11 protein-coding genes and 1 pseudogene are annotated in these 20,229 nt (G+C 56.1%); 1 reads left to right on the forward strand and 11 read right to left on the reverse strand.

What is annotated here, in order from left to right:
- Window positions 1-119: 119 nt before the first annotated feature.
- The 8 genes from FFY45_RS16745 to folC all read right to left on the reverse strand — a co-directional run bounded on the left by FFY45_RS16745 (window position 120) and on the right by folC (window position 14,248).
- Complete coding sequence (locus tag FFY45_RS16745; RefSeq protein WP_176341276.1) at window positions 120-1,637, reverse strand: glycoside hydrolase family 44 protein; 1,518 nt, start codon at window positions 1,635-1,637, stop codon at window positions 120-122.
- Between the two features lie 942 nt (window positions 1,638-2,579).
- Window positions 2,580-3,071: a hypothetical protein gene (locus FFY45_RS16750; RefSeq protein WP_176341277.1), complete on the reverse strand. Its 492-nt coding sequence runs from the start codon at window positions 3,069-3,071 to the stop codon at window positions 2,580-2,582.
- A 109-nt stretch (window positions 3,072-3,180) separates the two neighbouring features.
- The gene (locus FFY45_RS16755) at window positions 3,181-3,864 is read right to left on the reverse strand and encodes a hypothetical protein (protein WP_176341278.1); all 684 of its coding nucleotides are present in this window, start codon (window positions 3,862-3,864) and stop codon (window positions 3,181-3,183) included.
- 512 nt (window positions 3,865-4,376) lie between these two features.
- Window positions 4,377-5,894, reverse strand: a complete 1,518-nt coding sequence (locus tag FFY45_RS16760) for a glycoside hydrolase family 44 protein (RefSeq protein ID WP_176341279.1) — start codon at window positions 5,892-5,894, stop codon at window positions 4,377-4,379.
- A gap of 570 nt (window positions 5,895-6,464) precedes the next feature.
- Window positions 6,465-8,756 (reverse strand): beta-glucosidase family protein, encoded by a 2,292-nt coding sequence (locus FFY45_RS16765; RefSeq protein ID WP_176341280.1) that lies wholly within the window; start codon window positions 8,754-8,756, stop codon window positions 6,465-6,467.
- 165 nt (window positions 8,757-8,921) lie between these two features.
- Window positions 8,922-11,768: a TIM-barrel domain-containing protein gene (locus FFY45_RS16770; protein WP_176341281.1), complete on the reverse strand. Its 2,847-nt coding sequence runs from the start codon at window positions 11,766-11,768 to the stop codon at window positions 8,922-8,924.
- A gap of 68 nt (window positions 11,769-11,836) precedes the next feature.
- On the reverse strand, window positions 11,837-12,478 hold the full coding sequence (locus FFY45_RS16775) for a hypothetical protein (protein WP_176341282.1): 642 nt from the start codon (window positions 12,476-12,478) through the stop codon (window positions 11,837-11,839).
- Between the two features lie 510 nt (window positions 12,479-12,988).
- Window positions 12,989-14,248 (reverse strand): bifunctional tetrahydrofolate synthase/dihydrofolate synthase, encoded by a 1,260-nt coding sequence (gene folC, locus FFY45_RS16780; RefSeq protein ID WP_176341283.1) that lies wholly within the window; start codon window positions 14,246-14,248, stop codon window positions 12,989-12,991.
- Window positions 14,249-14,943: 695 nt separating this feature from the next.
- On the opposite strand from folC, the gene FFY45_RS16785 reads away from it, so the two are divergent.
- On the forward strand, window positions 14,944-16,683 hold the full coding sequence (locus FFY45_RS16785; protein WP_255172013.1) for a beta-L-arabinofuranosidase domain-containing protein: 1,740 nt from the start codon (window positions 14,944-14,946) through the stop codon (window positions 16,681-16,683).
- A gap of 199 nt (window positions 16,684-16,882) precedes the next feature.
- Here the strand turns inward: FFY45_RS16785 and FFY45_RS16790 are convergent, their stop codons facing one another.
- The 3 genes and pseudogenes from FFY45_RS16790 to FFY45_RS16800 form a co-directional block, all read right to left on the reverse strand.
- Window positions 16,883-18,391 (reverse strand): S10 family peptidase, encoded by a 1,509-nt coding sequence (locus FFY45_RS16790; protein ID WP_176341285.1) that lies wholly within the window; start codon window positions 18,389-18,391, stop codon window positions 16,883-16,885.
- 494 nt (window positions 18,392-18,885) lie between these two features.
- Window positions 18,886-19,572, reverse strand: coding sequence for a YozE family protein (locus FFY45_RS16795; RefSeq protein ID WP_176341286.1), 687 nt, complete (start codon window positions 19,570-19,572; stop codon window positions 18,886-18,888).
- Window positions 19,573-20,094: 522 nt separating this feature from the next.
- Window positions 20,095-20,229 (reverse strand): annotated as a pseudogene (locus tag FFY45_RS16800) (IS5/IS1182 family transposase); the annotation flags it as partial.

A 20,229-nucleotide genomic window follows, 5' to 3' on the forward strand; every position in this document is an offset into this window, starting at 1 on the left:
TGGGTTCGACCAAAAGGCGCTAGTTAACGAGATCCACAGCGGTCGTTATGGATAGGCCGCAATCTTACTGCGATGAACGGCCACTACGCGGACCGTATGGCATTGATGCCGCTCCGTCGTCACTTGAGCTCCACGGTGGTCACGCTGAAAGCAGGCAAGCTCAACTCGAAACCAGGCCCGCTGATCGCGAAGGTGCCGGCATCTCGCGGGCGCGAGTTCTTGCTGTCAAGTCGATAGGCGTGCCCCCGGCTGAAGCGCTGAGCTCCCCGGAGTCGTGTCGCCGTCTCCAGCGTCCGGTCGGAGCGATTGATCATCACGAGCACCATGCGGCCATTGTTGCCGGCGTCAACGCTCGCATAGATCGCGGTCGCAGCGCCGTCGGTCGTCGTCGTTTTCACCGACGTGTCACCAAACGCGCTTCCCCGCCCGTCAAAATTGCGAAACATTTCAAAGCCGCCCAGGATGAATGGGTAAGTCTGGCTCAAGGGCCATAAATTGGCTGCATAGACGCCTTGGGTGCCGAAGATCCCGAGCACGTCCGCCTGGGCGACGCCTCCCGAAATGTGGTCGGGTCCGCCGTAGTTATATTCACTGAATGAAAGCTTGGTGCCGGGATAGTTCGCGGCAATCTTGGCCTTGATGCGGGGGATCAGATCGATGGGACCCTTTGTTTCGGATTGAGCGATCCAGCTTGTCTCGGTATAAGTCGGGTCATCAAGCGAGCGCGGCGCCTGCAGCCGTGCGGCGGCGACGGCCGGACCATCGCCCCCCTCGGTGATGCGTAAGCCCCCGCCGGTCGCCTCCGGGTACCAGTGGAGATCGAGCACGTCGAGTAACCGGCGGCCGTGCACGGTTTCGTAATTGCTCATTTCTGAGAGATAGGCGTCCAGGAAGTCGCGCCCGTTCGCGTCCGGCGCACCATCCAGATCGCGGTACCCGCTCCAGCCGTAGCTCGCCGGCCCGAACACCAAGGCGTTGGGCGCGACGTCCTTTATCGCCGCAGCATAGTCCTCGCTCCGCTCGAACAGCTCGGCGTAGGTGAGCTTCGCGCCATCGGCATCGGTCGACGAGCCGCGCATGCGACGATGCGTCTTCGCCCATAGGTCGGGCTTGTTGTCGAGCATGAAGGCGATGCGGGCAGTTACCCCCGAAAAGGCCGATGGGAAACGTATTTTCAGGAAGTGGACGAACTCATCTTGATAGACGACCTTGTCTGTCAGGTTCGGGACAAGCGGGAAGGGGGCATTCTTGCGCGGCAGCGAGCGCACGAAGCGGGAATCGATGAAGTCCGGCGTCAGATTGACATCGCCGTCGCCCTTCTTGTCGGCCGAGACATGGGCCTCCATGGGGACTGACAGCACATAGGAAGCTCCGGTTGCCAGCGTCTGCGCGATCTCCCCGGTCCAGGCGGCTCCAGGCACATCGGATTCCGAAAGGTAGCCATCGTTCTGATTGTGAAAGTCGCTACCCGCGTTCGACGCGTTGTTTTCCCAGTTGTAGGCGGTGATCCGATTGCCGCCCCCGCGATTGAAGGTCAGGCGCTTGATCCGCGGATCGGCAAAATCACCGCCGTTTATGCCGTAGATAAGCGGCGAGATCGGCGTGCGTTGCCGATCGGCATGGACGTCGAACCGCACCGCTGCCACGGTCGGCTTAGCGGTAACCTCCACCCAAGCGGGTGGCCGAGTCCAACATGCTGTCGCGAACAAGCAGGCGGCTGCGACCGCCGCAGACTTTAGTGGCAACAAGCTGCTCTCCTTTAACATACGTTGGCGCCTCTGCCGACCTGCCAACTGTTCCCCATCAAGCCGGTAGCTATGTATCGCGAGACGGCCATGATAGCCGCCGCCGATCGTCACTCACGCTTCTCCTCCTGCAGTTCGGCCTTCCGGAGGGGCATCCATATGGCGTGGATATCAGGCATCTGACACGTGCTCCGGGCTCTGATGGGGGCTTCCGGAGGCAAGCCAGGTGTCTGTTCTTGGGCGACGTCTCCGCCGATAGGCGCCGTTACTTCTTTCCGAGTACACACATAGGACTACTAGCGCTATATGCAGCCCGCGCTAGCGCTTTATGAGTACTGAACTATCGCCTTTGGGGTATTCCCACAACTCGCTGTGGGTTAGACCAATAGGCCCTAGCGCCGGTCCCGCGACTCAAGGCTTTGGCCTAACTCGGGTGTCCTGTCCCGCTAGCAAACGAAGGGCATAAAGCGCTAGTTTCTGATAAGTAGGTAGCCATAAAGCGCTAGTTCCCGCTATCGTCGGGGAAAAACTATTTCTATCAATGAGTTGGAGCCTTCCGTCAGCGTGCTCGCGGGTGGGTCTCAGCACGCTTTCTGACTCCGAACTTCAGCTGGTAGCCTGCAAGCCACGCCCATATTGGCCAGGATTGCGCCGCTACCGGCCATATGGAAGGGTTGCTACTAGGCATACGCTTGGTAGAGTGAGGCTGGCTCCAAATCCACTGCACTATCTGACCAAGGGCAAGACGCATGCTAGCCCCTGGGCTCGACTCAACCTTTCATTGCCGAAGTGTGGGACCACAGTCGTCATTCCAGATTCGTAGCAGGCCTTTCGCTACTGCCATTTGACGGTACGTACCGAACTCCGCACCGATTCAGCGGCGGATGGCGTTGCACCACACTCAACAGCAAGCTTGAAAAATTCTTCAGCAGCGTGGTGAGGATTCAAGCCGCTTGAGCGAACACAAGCCCTTGCAAAGGGCAACAGGTCGATGATGTCCCCACCTGTGAGATAGCCGGATCCAACTGCTTCGCCCTTGAACTTCTCAATCGCCGCGAGCGGAAGGTCTGGGCCGCAGATGAAGTACTCAAGATGCTTTAGGAAGCTTGGGTGAGAAAGAATTTCTTCGCCAGACGTGCCATTGCCGACGAATACGTCCTCACGTGACTTGCCTCTGCCGCCTGGGTTGAATCGAGGATCGGTGAAGTAGGCGACCCTGACCTCCGGAACTGCATGTCTGTCAAAAAGACTTCGCGAAAGCATCCTCATCGACTCAAGCGAGGTCTTAAGTTCATCTGGATGCTGCCAATCGAACTTGATAGACATGAAGAGCTCTTGCTCTTCTTGCGTCAATGAAATATCTGCGTTTCTCAATTCACGCCTCCTGATTCAGGACCACTCCAAATAGTTGGTATTCGCTGAGCACTGAGCACTGTCACCAACCAGCTGCCAGTTCCATACGTAGCCCCACGTGGAAAGAATTTAGCCATTCACATGCTAGCTTAAGCGCCTGCAGCTCGTTTGTGAGAAGGTTCGGATCGTACTTATAAATCTCCTTTACCTCATCATTTTGGTCGAACACAACGAACGCCTTAAGGTAACCTTGCTTGTCCTTATCCCATGCGGCCATCTGCTCTGTAGTCATAGGCTTGTTGGTCGACTTACTAGCGTTAATTTCAGTTGGATAGCGGAAAAAAACTCCCTTTCTATCCATTTCATCGATCAAGGCAATAGCTTCATCCAGTTCCACCGGCATAGGCAGCCAGGAAGTGCGAGCGCGCTCTGCGAGTGCGATCTGGTGCTTCGTTAGCATTGTGGTCAAAGCACGATAGAGTGGCCCCAGCCCGTGAACATTCGTCAATGGCTTGTCCTTGCCATCAATCAAGACGGTCGGGTAGCTCTTCTTTTCAAGCGTGAAGGCCCTATGGCTGACTACCAATGTCGACTTAAGGAATAACTCAGCAGCGTGCCTGAGTAAGAAGCACGTTGGTAGCTCACGTTGGGCCATGGAGTCTTTCTCCGCAGCAAGAAGAGTCTCGGCGCTGGCTTTGAATGCAGTGGCCATTGCACCGAACCCATCGTCGGAATGCCTGTCCATGGGTGTCATAAGCCAATGCATCGTTGCCTCCTGGTGAATGATAGAAAAGCGCCACTGGCCCGCTGGTGATTCAACAACTTCGCCTTGGCCAACGACAGCAACGTGTTCCAGCGGAACCGAACCCGAAATCGCGTACTCGACCTCCGACGCGGCAATGGGATCTTCTGGAGCAACGGACTTTGATGTGACAATGCCAGCAAGACCAAGCCCAATGCGATGAGCGGCACACTAAAGTAACGACTAGGTGCTCTTCGCGCCAATCATCGCGAAACAGTCGCTTGCATGGGATCAGGTAGTAGCCGTTTTGCCGCGACTGCGCTTAGAGCGTGCGGGTTTCGGATGCTTTTGCTGACTATGTCCAACATGGTGTTTCCACGCCGCTTCGAGTGCTGTCAGCAGATCGTTCAATTTGACCAGTGATTGCATGGAGACGCGAATTGACGAGATCCACAGCGGTCGTTATGGATAGGCCGCAATCTTACTGCGATGAACGGCCACAACGCGGACCTTATGGCATTGATGCCGCTCTGTCGTCACTTGAGCTCCACGGTGGTCACGCTGAAAGCCGGCAAACTCAACTCGAAACTGGCCCCGCTGATCGCGAAGGTGCCGGCATCTCGCGGGCGCGAGTCCTTGCTGTCAAGTCGATAGGCGTGCCCCCGGCTGAAGCGCTGAGCTCCCCGAAGTCGTGTCGCTGTCTCCCGCGTCCGGTCGGAGCGATTGATCATCACCAGCACCATGCGGCCATTGTTGCCGGCGTCAACGCTCGCATAGATCGCGGTCGCAGCGCCGTCGGTCGTTGTCGTTTGCACCGACGTGTCACCAAACGCGCTTCCCCGCCCGTCAAAATTGCGAAACATTTCAAAGCCGCCCAGGATGAATGAGTATGTCTGGCTTAGTGGCCATAAATTGGCTGCATAGACGCCTTGGGTGCCGAAGATCCCGAGCACGTCTGCCTGGCCGACGCCTCCCGAAATGTGGTCGGGTCCGCCGTAGTTATATTCACTGAATGAAAGCTTGGTGCCGGGATAGTTCGCGGCAATCTTTGCCTTGATGCGGGGGATCAGATTGATGGGACCCTTTATTTTGGACTGAGCGATCCAGCTTGTTTCGGTATAAGTCGGGTCATCAAGCGAGCGTGGCGCCTGCAGCCGTGCGGCGGCGACGGCCGGACCATCACCCCCCTCTGTGATGCGTAAGCCGCCGCCGGTCGCCTCCGGGTACCAGTGGAGATCGAGCACGTCGAGTAACCGGCGGCCGTGCACGGCTTCGTAACTGATCATCTCTGAGAGGTAGGCGTCCAGGAAGTCACGCCCGTTCGCGTCCGGCGCACCATCCAGATCGCGGTACCCGCTCCAGCCGTAGCTCGCGGGCCCGAACACCAAGGCGTTGGGCGCGACATCCTTTATCGCCGCAGCATAGTCCTCGCTCCGCTCGAACAGCTCGGCATAGGCGAGCTTCGCGCCATCGGCATCGGTCGACGAGCCGCGCAGGCGGCGATGTGTCTTCGCCCATAGGTCAGGCTCGTTGTCGAGCATGAAGGCGATGCGGGCAATTGCCCCCGAAAAGGCTGATGGAAAACGTATTTTCAGGAAGTGGACGAACTCATCTTGATAGACGATCTTGTCTGTCAGGTTCGGGACAAGCGTGAAGGGGGCATTCTTGCGCGGCAGCGAGCGCACGAAGCGGGAATCGATGAAGTCTGGCGTCAGATTGACATCGCCGTCGCCATTCTTGTCGGCCGAGACATGGGCCTCCATGGGTACTGACAGCACATAGGAAGCCCCGGTTGCCAGCGTCTGCGCGATCTCCCCGGTCCAGGCGGCTCCAGGCACATCGGATTCCGAAAGGTAGCCATCGTTCTGATTCTGAAAGTCGCTACCCGCGTTCGACGCATTGTTTTCCCAGTTGTAGGCGGTAATCCGATTGCCGCCCCCGCGATTGAAGGTCAGGCGCTTGATCCGCGGATCGTCAAAATCACCGCCGTTTATGCCGTAGATAAGCGGCGAGATCGGCGTGCGTTGCCGATCGGCATGGACGTCGAACCGCACCGCTGCCACGGTCGGCTTAGCGGTAACCTCCGCCCAAGCGGGTGGCCGAGTCCCACATGCTGTCGTGAACAAACAGGCGACTGCGACCGCCGCAGACTTTAGTGGCAACAAGCTGCTCTCCTTTAACATACGTTGGCGCCTCTGCCGGCCTGCCAACTGTTCTCCATCAAGCCGGCAGGTATGTATCGCCAGACGCCCATGATAGCCGCCGCCGATCGTCACTCGCGATTCTCCTCCTGCAGTTCGGCCCTCCGGAGCGCGTCCACATGGCGTGGATCCGGCATCTGACACGTGCTCCAGGTTCTGATGGGGGCTTCCAGAGGCAAGCTAGGTGTCTGTTCTTGGGAATGGAAATGGCTTTTGGATGTTGGCCGGCGATGGGATGCGAATGGACTGCAGCGGCCGGACGTCGCAGCTTCAGGTTCGTATACCCCCAGCCAGCCCCCGATAACGCTCCCGAATCAATCGCCACAGCATCCGATCGATGAGACCGCATTGAGCCTGCACCTTCGGTCCGATGAAAGAATGCGAGACCAACGTACACGGGATGGGGTAAATGACAGTAAGTGATCAGCGAATCGGCGATGTGTTTGAATACTCTGCCAGCGGTAAGCGCGTGTCATATCGAAGATAGGATTGCATTTTATTTCTGGCTGGCAAGTGCACATCCTCCCTGATCTCGAGATTTGTATAGACACCTTTGTCATCGTCTGACGAGCTGGCGGCTGATATCCTATAAGTCCCTTTTGCGATCTCCCACCCTGTCGGGGTCCATCGTGCGAGCAGACGCAAGTCGATCTGTACGACGACTTGCTTGCTTTTGCCTGGTTCCAGGCTCACCTTGGACCAACCAACAAGGCGTTTAGGTGCTTCCCAACGTCCCTCGGGAGCGTGGGCATAGAATTGAACCACGTGCTGACCGGCGCGTTTTCCGTGATTACGCACTTGTGCCGTCAAGGTCCGGCCGTCTATCCCGACATGAACCATGTCAATCCCAAAGCGCGTATACGACAGGCCGTGCCCAAACGCGAACAGTGGAGCACGATTGGTACGATCGAACCATTTGTATCCCACTGCCGCACCTTCATGATAATCGACCGAAAAAGGAGCCTCTGGCTTGAGTCCCACGCCATCCAATACCGGTCGAGGTAGATCGGCTAAGCTCCTTGGGAAGGTTATTGGCAATCGTCCGGATGGGTTGACGATGCCAAATAGAATATTTGCGATCGCATCACCGCCGCCGCTACCAGGGAACCAGCTTTCCAAGATTACTGGAACACTATCAACCCAAGGAATCAGAATCGGCCCGCCGCTCTCAATGACCACTACTGTGTTGGGATTTGCTGCAGAAACAGCAGCGACTAGAGCATCCTGGTTACCTTCCAGCTCAAGCGCAGCATCACGCGCCTCTGCTGTCCATTGCGTCACGAACACAACTGCAATGCTGCTATTTCTAGCCAATTTCACAGCGGAATCGATGTCATTCCCTTCAGAGAATTCGATAGTCGCATGCGGTGCCAAGCGTCGCATCGCGGAAAGTGGAGGGTTGGGGTGATAAACTACCGGGCCAGGCCAATTGAGTGGTTCAATCCCCGGTACCGCATTACCTCCCACCGGATGTACCTGCGCAGAGCCCCCACCACTCAAAACACCTTTATCAGCATGGCCTCCAATCACTGCGATTGAACGGATATTTCTCGCAAGCGGTAGCAGTTGTTGATCATTCTTTAGCAGCACCATTCCGGCTTCGGCAATCTCGCGACTTGTCGATGTATCGCCCTCAAAGTCGATTGGTTGCTCCGGTGCTACCGGGCGATCAATGACACCGGCTACGGCCATCGATCGCACGATCCGCTCTGCCATGTCATCCAGCCGAGCCTGTTTTACCTCGCCACGATCGATTGCCTTCTGCAGCGGATCACCAAAGTAGCGCTCCTTGTCAAAGGGCCAGCCAGATTGTTGATCCAGCCCGGCGTTCGCTGACGCAACGGTGCTATGTACCGCGCCCCAATCAGACATGATAAAGCCGCGATAACCCCACTCTTCCTTTAGCATGCGGACTAACTTTGAATTCTCGCAAGAATAAACGCCGTTGACTTTGTTATACGCACACATCACCGAGCCGGGATGCGATCGCTCTAAAGCAATTTGGGTTGCTAGATAATCGGACTGCCGTGCGCCAGCTTCATCAATACGGGCATCCATTGAGGTGCGACCGGTTTCTTGAGCATTGAAGGCATAATGCTTGAGTGTACTTATCACACCAGCTGATTGTACCCCGCGTATTTGTGCGCCTGTGATCACGCCGTTTAGCCACGGATCTTCACCGGAGTTCTCGAAGTTGCGTCCACTGCGTGGTTCCCTGGTCAGCACGGCACTGCCGGCCAGTAGCACGTTGAATCCACTCGCGCGTGCTTGGCCGCCAATCATGGCGCCACCTTTCTCTGCGAGCACTTCATCCCAACTCGCAGCGATTGCAAGACTGGAGGGTAGCGAGGTGCGCTGGCGTTGCTCCGCTGCAGGACCTACGCCAGACACTCCGATTCCTGAGTCACTTTCCCACAATGGCGGCAAGCCTAAACGCGCGATACCGGGAACGAATCCCGCCGAGCCTGGGTATGCCCCAGCCGGCGGGGTGAAGCCCTTTGTCGCCTGTTCGCCCGTCGCATAGCCAAAGACTAGCTGCAGCTTCTCCGCCTGAGTCATGGCTGCAACCGCAAGCTGCGCACGCTCGTCAGGACTCAGCGACGCATCCAACCATCCAGCTTGAGGCTTTGTCGCCGCCGTGGATGTAGAGCCCTGTATTGGGCATACCGCCAGCGTGAGCATCAAGCAGGTGGCGATCGGAAACGTCCGGCTCATCGAGATTCCTTGGGCTGCATGGATACATCGGTTCGATCCTGCCATCGACACTCGTAGGCAGATGCGGTGTCCCTTCGACAGAAGAAGGAACGAACTGAAGCTACGATCTGCAGAAGCAGGCACGTCACGGGCATCGGTTTGTCGAGCCAGTAGACGGACAGCAGGCTATAGCGCGATATCTAATGGTCTACCGCTGTATTCCACGGTTGGACCGGCACGGCCATCCGGGAATTCCACCGCGAAGGTGATGCGATTGGGCATGCTCGGGAAGCTCCCCTCTCGCTTGCCAAGTCGCAAGGTGCGCGTGGCGTCCTCCCACGTCACAGGGATGCGCGCGCATTCGCCCTTGCGATAACCATCACCGTCCCCGGCGTCGTCGTAAAGCATGGCACTGCCGTCGCGCCCGGGATGGACGCGCAGGGTCATGGATTGCAGCACGCCGACGCTACGGTCGCGGCCAGGAGTCATTGCCAGGATCGCGCCAGCTCGCACGAACACAGGCATATGACGCAACAGCGCCGGTGTGCGCACAAGCGCACCGCCGTGATAACGCAGCCCGTCTTGCAGCGCGTACCAATCGTGGCCGCCAGGAAGATAGGTCTCCACCACCGCCTCGTCTGGCAACTGCATGCGTGCACGCTGAGACGGAGTAATCCACTCAAACCACAAGCTCACCACGTCGGCAACCGGCTGGCTCTGCTCGAGCTCGAAGCGATAGCCTTGGCCGCGTTCCAATACAGCGCGAAAGGTATAACGTCCGTCGCCCGCATGCTCCTTAAACGAGACAGCACCGTTCGCAGCATCCGCCACTGCTGGCGCGACGGTCTCATTGACACGCACACGACCATCCAGGACCAGCTTGATCGAGCCCTTGCCCATCACTACAAACTCGTGCTCTCCGGTTTCCTGTGCGATCAGACGGCCACGGTAACGCACCGAGTAGGGCTTGCCAGCCAATGTCGAAGGAATGTCGCCTGGCCAGCTGAGCTTGATGTCGTCGGTCAGCCGTTGCGATATCTTGCGCTCGAACCTTGAACCCTCAAAGTACTCGATCAGCGCTGCAGGCTCGTTGATGCCTCGTACCGAACGGCTAGGCAGGAGCTCCTGAATATTGGTGCTGGCGTACTGATATGGACGATCGACCACTCTGACCAAGAGCTCGTCACCGAACAGATAAGACGTTGTTTGTTTTCGCGCTTGCGTGTCGTTGGGATAAGCCGCGCTCAAAGGACGTACAAAACTATCGCCGTCCAGTGCAACCCTTGCCGCTTGCGCGTACACATACGGCAGCAGCGCATAACGCTGGCGAAGCGCATGCTCGAGCGCATCATAAAAAGGCGTGCCCGGTTCACCGAATTGCCATAACTCACGCGGTACATGTGTGCCATGTGCACGGAAGACCGGCAAGAATGCACCGAATTGAAACCAACGCACGTACAATTCCTTGTAAGCGGAATCCTCCAGACCTTTCGGATAGCGATGGTTGACAAGGAATCCGCCGATGTCGCAGCTCCAATGCGGCATGCCGGAAGCGGCCATGTTGATCGCTGCGATCACCTGATTGGTCAGGGTGCCCCAGCTTGCGAAGATATCTCCGGACCAAGTCACCGTTCCGAATTGCTGCTGCCCGGCGTAGGCCGAACGCGACAGGATCACAGGACGTTTGCCGGGCACATCGCGGAGCAGGCCCTCGGACAAGCCCTTCGCCTGGTACCAAGAGTAAGTAAGCAGGTTGGCTTGAATTGGCCCGGCAGCTTCGTTGCCATTGGCGGCGAACGCGGCAGCAGTCCCCCAGCGTTCGGCGGTGGAGCGAAATTCCGGCTCATTACCATCTGTCCAGAGACCATCGAAGCCATGGTCGATGACACCGGCTTTGACATACTTCCAATACAGTGCGCGCGCCGATGCAGATGACGCATCGAATACACGCCCTCCGCTCCAGTGCTCACCTGGAAAAAGATAGCCCGCAGCCTCCATGTCCCGATAGATCGCAGTCTCTGGTCCGAACGCTGGCCAGATCGAGGCCAGCACCGCGACCTGCTGGCGATGAACATGTGCAGTCATTGCAGTCGGATCGGGGAAGAGGGCCGGATCGAAGCTCATCCCACTGAACTTCCCGTTCTCACCCCAATAGCGCCAGTCCAGCACGATCGCGTCCAGAGGCAGACCACGTTTGCGGTACTCGTCCACCACGCTACCCAACTCGGCTTGGCTGGCGTAGCGCTCCTTGCTTTGCCAGAAACCATAAGCCCATTTGGGTAGTAGCGCGGCGGCACCCGTCAGCGCTCTGTAGAGCCGCACCAACGCATCCAATCCATTGCCTATGCAGACGTGATAGCGCACGACATCTCCGCCTAGCGAGTGCAACTCCAGGCCAGCACCACGCTGCCGCAGGTAGGCGCTGGTGCCGGTGTCCCAGAGCAGACCCCAGCCGGCAGTCGAAACCAGATACGGATTGACCGCATCGCTGTTGGCATGTGCCAGTAACACGTCCTGTCCCCGGTAGTCGAATACCGGTTCACGAAACTGTCCAAGCCCATGCAGCGCACTCTCGGTCTCGATAGCAAAGCCGCGAGTTTGGGTCGCGTGCAGCCCGGCGATTGGGGCGACATCTCCCCGTTCGGCGATACGGATGTTGCCTTGTGCATCCAGGAAGCGTATCTCGCCATTACTCCGCAGCACCTCGACCGCGATGTCTACACGCTCCAGACGTACGCGATCAGGCAACGACCGTGCTGTTGTGGCTGGCCCGCTAGAGCGGGCGAAGAATCCACCAGCGTGAGCCAAATCTTCGGCTTTAGCGTTGATCACGCTGGCTATGCCGTTCATTGGTAGGCTTATCTCGGTGACACGCGCACCTTGCACAATGCGCAGTCGACCGTTGACCACATCGATGAGGTCTGGCCTAACGGCGGGCCTCCCTGAGGTGCATGCAGGCCCGGGTAACGCGGCAGCGCTGACAAAGGCGGCTATGCGGCTTAGCAGCGTACGTCGACTGATGCGCTCAATCATGAAAGTCAAACTCCAATCTTTCAGGTTTTTCCATCAATCGGGAGATTCGCTTGCAGTAAACCGTCATTTCATGCGAAATCGATCGCGAATCCCAATGCACGCATCGCTGTCGGACGCTTGGCGGTATAGGCGAAAAATGGGCACAACTCGGCCAACTCCACGTGTACAGTTCCCACGCTATGGCGTTGTGTGCGGATTGCCGCAGCGCCGTTGAGCTTATCGCTACGCCCAAGTGCCGCGAAACCAGCTATCTGTACATGCAAACTCTGTAGTTGCACACCAAAGCGTGGCAACTGTACAGGGATAGAGGTGTGAGCATCGCTCAACGGTACGGCTACGCCATAGACATCATCATGGTCGCGCCAGTAAATGAGTTGGACATCGTCAGACTTCAACTCACTTGCACGATATACCGCAAGACGACGGGTCCAGGCAGCCCAAGGTGTATAGCGCCAAAGCTGCATGCCTTGCGCGATCTCTGGCAAGGTGTCCACATGCAATCGCACCTCAACGCTTTCTCTCAAATCTCGGCTCAGATCGGTCTGTGCAGACACAATCCATATGTTTCCGAAAAGAAGCTGCGAAAGCACGCGTGCCTGGGACGTGTGCAACCCTTCCAACCTGGCTTTGCCGAAAGCCGTAATCTGATTGGCTTGTTCGCTTGGGAGTGCATCAGATGAAAACGCGGACAGCGCAGCTAGGAAACCCACTGCGCCTGCTATACCCAGCACGAACCCTCTGCGATCTCTCTGCACATATCCTCCCAAGTGCTGCAGTCAGCGTTGCCTGGGCAATGATAACGTTACCTCGATGGCGAGCCTGCAATGTCAAAGGGCGCTGTCTTGTGCAATTCCACAAAAAGCATCTTCGGTGGCTCCATCACTTGCCAGTCAACAAGATCTCAAGCATCAAAGCGGCTTGGAAGGCTTGATTGAATGCTGCTATGCAGCACAAGAACGCGCAAATTCATCCAAGCCAATACATTAGAAATCGCCTTCCGAACGCCTCAGTTAGCGTCACATCTATCGCCAGACAACTACCAATCGGCTGATTACATGAAATCAATTGTGCCCGCCATCTAGATAATTCGCCTACGGCCCTCTTGTCAGTAGCTTCAGAGGGTGCTGATAGAGAATAAAGTCTAAAATTCTAGCTTTATATCAATAATTACATGTCATTTATGCCAGTTACTATTTTTGGATTGAACGGAATGTATTATTTTAAGGTCGCCTCCCCGAGATCTCCCTCAGAATTGGCGCGACCACATAAAATGATCCAAAAGCGACGATAACGTCGTTATCATCTGCATCGGCCAAGGCTGTATTCCAGCCATCCAATATGGAAGAGAAATTTCTTGCGCCGGGCAAGTGCCTCGAAATATCTTCTGCACGCGAGCTCCGTTGGCCAGCGTCGATGTCACAACAGTACCAATGCCTTGAAAGACCCTTTAGATTATCAATTGTGCCATTAATATCTTTGTCCCCCAGGATTCCCACTAAAAATAAGTACTTCCCTTTAATGTCTAATTGTTCAAGCCTTCTTTTTAAGTATGAAGACGCGTGTGGATTGTGCGCCACATCGAGAATAATCCTGGGATTCCCCTCAATTATCTGAAATCTCCCTGGAAGGTTATCTTCCCTCATGGTTTTTTCAAAGGCAGCAAGTTTGAAGTCGAGTGGACTCATGCGTAAAGCGGCCAGCGCAAGCGCGGCATTATCAATCGGCATCATGGGAGCAGGAAGATTATCGATATTTCCGATTGAGTCCGAGAATTTCCAGCCGTCATTTGAAACTTGGTAATTCCATTTGACACCAACGGGATGAGGAAAAGCATTTATTGAATTTGCGTGCTCAATCAATGAGTGAGGGGGATTTGTATCGCCTATGAAGACATTTCGTTCTTCACGCATTATGCCTGCTTTTTTTGCTCCAATGCTCTCTCGGTCTGTTCCAAGCCATTGCATATGATCGAGAGCGACGTTGGTTATGATTGCCGTATCTATATCGATCACATTGGTAGCATCGTCGGTCCCGCCCATCCCGACTTCAATAATGGCTACGTCAACCTTTTGTGTGCTAATGATATAAAATGCAGCCAATGTATTGAATTCAAAGGGCGTCAGCGTAGTTGGCCCTCTGGCAATTTCGATTTTTTCAAATGCTTCGATAAAAAAATCTTCGGAGACATCTTCAGCATTAATCCGCACCGAATCCTTGTAGTCCAACAAGAACGGGGAGCTGTATACGCCCACCTTGCATCCTGAATAAAATAAGGTTTTCTCGATTGTATGGCATGTAGTTCCTTTCCCATTGGTTCCGCCAACAATAAATGTATAGGGCGCAACCCTTGAGAGGCCCATTAATTCTACGACATGCCGCATTCTTTCGAGGCTCATATCGATAACTGTTGAGTGTAAGCTATTAATATAAGCTAGCCAGGAATCAAGGTCGCGACGTGCTTTTTTAATGATCTTATCCATATGGCAGCCTGAAGTATTCGAGGAAATTAAGGTCGATATTAGAGGAGTGAACGCTCAAGCTCCGCTGTTGCTTCGTTTTTTAGGCTGCAATTTCGTCCAAGGCCATTGTTGATGAGAAATAGACTTCATGGCAAAAAAAAATATTTCACGAAAAAATATTCGTAGCAATTGCCGAGCGGTGGATTGTGAAAAGAACGCTATAGCCAGGTTTTTATGACGGTCCTGTGCAATGGCTACACCCGTGTTTTGACCAACGCGAGCTTGATGGCATCTAATCGTAAGTAATGCACCTGGGAGCAAGCGAGTCTTGCTGCTGAGTTATATCATCGGTGACCGTAAATTGTGGAGCCGAGTTCGCTGCACCACGTCAGCCTGGCTATTGACTGTCCACCATTGATCGGTTACTTGTATTAATAACAACATATCCACGCAAAATTTTTGAATGTTGCAAGATTGATTCCAACTCGACTAAGGCGTTCTGAATGCCAATCCTGCCCCGACAGACCGATGAAGCATGTGGCCTTCATGAGGCTCACACAACTAAAGACATCGAAGGGGACGTGAAGTCAGACATGCCCGGACTATCCCGCCGTTATCTCCTTAGTCAAGTCTGCACACTTACATGCGCGTGTGTTCTACCTACCAGTGTCTTTGCAGCCGGCGACGCCCCTGTGGTGGCCGGCATTTCACACAGAATGCGACTGAAGCCAGCTGGGCATGACCAAGTACTGCTGTTTGACAGTCCATTGCAAGAACAACTTGTCCATCAGCGCATGCTATTCATGAGCCTCGACGAAGATAGGCTCCTCAAGCCATTTCGCGCCAGGGCCGGCCAACCTGCACCTGGCAGGGACATGGGGGGGTGGTACGACGACTCCCGGGATTTTCACATCGATCCCAGCGATTGGAGCACTGCGAACTGGCATGGTTATATTCCAGGTCACTCGTTTGGCCAGTACATCTCGGGCCTTTCAAGGATGCATGCTGCGAATCATGACGAACAGATTCGTCGTAAAGTTGAGCTGCTGGTGTCACTCTATATGCCGACCATCAGTGGTGACTTCTTTAAAGATTACAACCTACCGGCTTACACGTACAACAAACTCCTCGAAGGACTGATAGACGCCCACCATTTTGCAGGCGTGACAGCTGCGTCTGAGGCGTTGAACAGGGTAACAGATGCCGTATTGCCGTACTTGCCGGAGAAGGCGTGGACGCGCGAAGAGAGGCGTCAGAGACCTTACTCGCGCGAAGCTCAGATTTGGGATGAGCCTTACGTCCTGCCTGAGAATCTTTTCAAGGCTTGGCAGCTTGGATTAGGCGAGCGCTATCGCAAGCTAGCACTTCGCTTTCTTCAGGACGAGTCGCTATTCGATCCACTTGCACTCGGCGTCAGTCCTTTCGCAGGCAAGCATGCTTATAGCCACGTAAACGCACTTAGCTCTGCGATCGAGGCTTACTATGCAACTGGCTCAGCGAAGTACTTGAAGGCGGCAATTAACGGCTTCGACTTTCTCGAACGGCAATCTTATTCTACTGGTGGCTGGGGGCCAAACGAAGAGTTATTGGGTCCGGATGACCGAACGTCTCTTGCCAATTCATTAGTGTCAACGCATCGCTCATTTGAAACCCCATGCGGCGCGCATGCACACTTTAAAATAACCCGTTCGCTCCTGTGCATTACCAGGGATAGCCGATATGGAGACAGCATGGAGCGTGTTCTTTACAATACCATTCTAGGAGCCCGCCCAACGACAGCGGAAGGCGAAACCTTCTATTATTCCGACTATAGTAATAGCGCAAGCAAGGCTTTCCGGGGAGAGGCCTGGCCGTGCTGTTCCGGTACCTTTGTGCAGCTTGTTGCTGATTACGGTATCAGTGCTTACATGCTTGAGGATAGTAGAGTGCATGTAAATCTCTACATTCCTTCGCGTATCTCGGTGAGTCTGCCCGGGAGCGATGCCGTCATTGAGCAGCGAACTGATTACCCATTATCAAGTACGTCTAGACTGAGGGTCGCGTCCGGAGGCGGTCGTTTCAAGATTCTTCTAAGAATCCCGCGGTGGGCGGGGCCTGGCACAGAGGTACGCATCAATGGAAAGGAAACTCGTGGAAAAGTAATTGCTGGGCGGTTTTTCAAGGTAGAGCGCTGGTGGCGTCAAGGGGATGTAGCAGAAATTAAATTTGATATGCCGATGCGTCTAGAGCCGCTTGATGAGCGCCATCCAGATTTAGTAGCATTAATGACCGGGCCGCTCGCACTCTTTTGCGTCAAAGCGCCTGACAGAGCACTTCCACGCAGCGCGTTACTTCTTGCGTTGCGGACAAATAGCGATACTTGGGAAGTTGATGGGCCAAACGGAGTCATGCAGATGAAGCCATTTATGTCAATTAAGGAGGAATCCTATCGCCTTTATAACAAAGTTAATGATTGATCCTAAAATGGTGCAATTAAAACTAAATTGTATTCATGTCCTTGCTTTGTCGGTCAATGGTTGATCTGGCTGTAACTAGAGGTCTCCGGGCACACTAAGCTTAAGGTGACCAATGGTGCTCAAGAGAACGTCCACCGCCAGTCAGACTATCGCCCCATCGCCCATCGCCGGACGTTAACACGCCCGGCGATGCATGCGCTCAGCGCGTTTCGTACATCGCCTTGACATCATTGCGGAATGCGGCCTGGCTGTCGGGACGGCTGTAGAACATGTGCCCGCCCGGATACTCGCGCACCTGCACGCGCTTAGGATCACTGCCCATGGCTGGCATCTGATCCACCGTCAGCACCGAGCCCATGAATGGGCAGGAGAGATCATTCCAGCCATGCGCGATCAGCACGCGCAGTTTCGGGTCGATCGCCACCGCCTGACGTAGTTGGGTGACAGCACCCTTGCGCAGTTCGTCGTCCCGGTCCCATAGCATGTGGACGTCGTCATTGAGGGCCTGATAGCGCGCATCGACCTTCCAGCCGACCACGCGGGTAACGAAGTCCACCATCGCAGTGGTGGTTGGCGCGATGATGCTATCCAGCAGCGGGTCGTTGGCGCGCTGCTCGGGATCGTTGGGGAACGGGTCGAACGCGGTGACGTTGGAGTCGTATCGGCTGCCCAATTCACCCTTGTCGCGAAATGCTTCGCGTAGGTACGCTTGGGTTTCAAGACGACCACCGGAACGCCGCACATACGCGGGGTCGAGTCCGGTCATGCGGGTGACCTGTTGCAGCATCGCTTCGTTGGCCCGCGGGTCGGTGCGGCCCTTCATCAGCGCCACTGCGTAGTCGCCGCGCGTGTAATCGATCACTTGGTGCATCGCACTGTCGCTGAGTTGGCCCTGGCGTTCTAGGTGCGCGGCGGTGATCGACGGCAGCGTCATCATCCAAGCCAGGGGCGATACATCGCTGTTGTCGTCCAGCGTCGGATTGAGGTAGGGCGACACCAGCACCACCCCATTCATTGCCACACCCAGGCGGGTCTGCAGGAAGTGGGTGATGCGCGGGCCACGGAAGCCGCCATAGCTCTCGCCGACCAGATACTTACGTGCTTGCAGACGGCGATTCTTGAGCAACCAGTCGTAGACCACGCGCGAGAGATATTCCACGTCGGCCTGCGGGTTGTAGAACTGCTTCTTGGCCTTGTCGTCGCCGATCAGGGAGCGGCTGAAGCCGGTGCCGATTGGGTCGATGAACACCAAGTCGGTGAAGTCCAGCCAGGTGCCCGGATTGTCGCGCAGTACTGCTGGCGCCGACGCACTGGCGCCTTCGGTGCCGAAACCCACCACCTTTGGCCCAATCGCGCCCATATTCAGATAGACCGACGAAGCACCTGGCCCGCCGTTCAATGCGAAGGTGACCGGGCGGTCTTTGCCGTCGACGGTGTAGGCGGTGAAGACCACCTCACCGATGGTCTTTCCCTCTGCGTCGCGCACCGGCAGCGTGCCGACCGTGGCAGTGTAGTTGAGGTTACGCCCCGCCATGCGCGTGCTCTGACGCACGCTGACATCGGCCGGCAGCGGCGCTGGTTTGGTTATGGCGGCAGCGTCCGGTTTGGCATCGTTCTTAGGATCGGTCTTGCTGTCCTGCGCAGCGGCAAACGCCGGTGCGCTGAGCAGCACGCAGGCCAGCAGGCTAGCTTGGAACAAGGAAGGCATGATTAATGGACATTCGAGGGACTTAACTCCAAGGCTAGGCGAAGGCACCGCGCGGCAGAGCTTCAAGAGTGGCGTCTCTGTCGCGCTAGCCGAAGTCGGGTGGGCGACTCGCTGTGTTGTGTTCAGCCGCGTCAGCTCGTCAAGACACCCAAGATGCTTGCTCGCCGTTTCTTCCAGGTCAGAGAAGGGAATCGGGGTTCGGTCGACACGCGATAAGAGTGTCTGGGGTTCACCCCACAGCGGCAGCCCAGGATCAAGCTAGAGAAGGTCTGTTGTCAGTTTTTCTGAACGTTGGGAGAATTTTACAGTTGCCATGTATGGGCGCTAGCTGGCTTAACCAAACGCCTACCTGTCTACCAACCGACGCAATCGCTTCCCTATGCATGTGAATCGGGATTAGCTTGACGCTCCGGAGCCACTCCCTATTCTTCGTGCGCAGTAGCGCGCCATGACGCGCCACTGCCACCGCCGGTCGACCTCTGCAGTTCGGGCGTTCATCGTTCGCCGTGTGCTGACGAGAATTCCAGCCAGGCGCGCTCCAATGCTTCCAGCACGTGGTTGCCGTGCCTGGCCAAGTAGCTCTCAATCTCTTGCCGGCTGCTCGCGCTGACGGGGAATGATTTGTCAGCGCGCACATCCACTGCCAGATCCGACACCATGTCATCACGATCTACCTGGGCCAGTAGCCAGCGATGGAACGCAGATCGGGATTTCTGGTAGGCCGCGTTGAGGGACACGGCCTTTGCCGCCAGCATATTGGTGGCGCCTTCTGGCCGGCGGTACCGGCTTCGCCACACCGCGCCGCGCTCGCTCCAGCGCTCAATCGATTCAAGGTACCGCATCTCATGGGACTGCCCTCGATGCAGAGCGGCATTCTCGAAATGATCAGGGGGGCGGAACGAATCGCATCGTGCGCAGTAATAGGTGGATGGATCCTCCTCATCCTGGTCGCCATGCAGGTAGTAACGGGTGGCCGCCCGCCCTACAGGTGCTTCGGGAGTCACCTTTGGTCGACCGCCAGGCGCACCGCGTGCCTTTGACAATAACGACCAATTGGCGAACCCATGCTCTGCTGCAGCCCGGTCAAGGGCCTCGGCGTGCGTTAGGGAATTCTCGCGCGCAAACTTCTTGGCTTGACGCTTGATGCGGATGATCTGTGCCGGCGAAAGACTATTGGCCATGACTCAATCTCAGCGGTCGCTGCAAGGTCGATGCGTCCACACACCAAGCCAGCGGCGACCTCTGGAGGTCAAGGCAGGTCTCGTAGAGGTCACGCGCTGTCGATTCGACTTCGCCTTGTGGACGGGCGGGCCCGCGCATGGGCCGACGGCAGCTTACATTGGTCAGCCCTCTGTGCCAACTACCCAGCCGAATCACCACCACCTTTCAGCAAATGAAATATCGGCGGCCAAATGAAACTCGCCCAGACTTAGGCGAGTATGTGGCTCGTAGAATGGGCTACAAATGAAGCGACCGCAGCCCTACTGTCCTGAACACGGCTCGTCAAAGAGGCGGGCTCGGTGGACACCATTGTTCGGCGGAGACCCCGTCACCATAGTTCTTCCAAAGCTGCCCAGCTATGACGTTAGGGAAGGTCTGAATAACGCGGCCTGAGAGCGCGGAATGTCGCGTCGTTGCGGAGAGTCGCGTTTGGATCTTCGGAGTTTGGCCATTTCTGGCGCTTTCCGTGGGAAATCCCCGGGTTACAGGCGCACGCTCCCCATGGCAGGCAGTAACTGCTTTCGCTTCATCCACAGATTGGAGAGCGCAAACAAGGTCAGCACGTGTGCGGTGTTCTTGGCCAGGCCGCGATAGCGGACCTTGGTGTAACCGAACTG

The organism is Xanthomonas hortorum, assembly GCF_011305375.1.
GTDB classification, from domain to species: domain Bacteria; phylum Pseudomonadota; class Gammaproteobacteria; order Xanthomonadales; family Xanthomonadaceae; genus Xanthomonas; species Xanthomonas hortorum_E.

What these genes read in the sequence shown, in the direction of transcription:
- FFY45_RS16785 (WP_255172013.1), top strand. Translation starts at nt 14,944, where the DNA reads ATGCGACTGAAGCCAGCTGGGCATGACCAAGTACTGCTGTTTGACAGT.
- FFY45_RS16755 (WP_176341278.1), bottom strand. Translation starts at nt 3,864, where the DNA reads ATGCATTGGCTTATGACACCCATGGACAGGCATTCCGACGATGGGTTC.
- FFY45_RS16765 (WP_176341280.1), bottom strand. Translation starts at nt 8,756, where the DNA reads ATGAGCCGGACGTTTCCGATCGCCACCTGCTTGATGCTCACGCTGGCG.
- FFY45_RS16790 (WP_176341285.1), bottom strand. Translation starts at nt 18,391, where the DNA reads ATGCCTTCCTTGTTCCAAGCTAGCCTGCTGGCCTGCGTGCTGCTCAGC.
- folC (WP_176341283.1), bottom strand. Translation starts at nt 14,248, where the DNA reads ATGGATAAGATCATTAAAAAAGCACGTCGCGACCTTGATTCCTGGCTA.
- FFY45_RS16750 (WP_176341277.1), bottom strand. Translation starts at nt 3,071, where the DNA reads ATGTCTATCAAGTTCGATTGGCAGCATCCAGATGAACTTAAGACCTCG.
- FFY45_RS16770 (WP_176341281.1), bottom strand. Translation starts at nt 11,768, where the DNA reads ATGATTGAGCGCATCAGTCGACGTACGCTGCTAAGCCGCATAGCCGCC.
- FFY45_RS16795 (WP_176341286.1), bottom strand. Translation starts at nt 19,572, where the DNA reads ATGGCCAATAGTCTTTCGCCGGCACAGATCATCCGCATCAAGCGTCAA.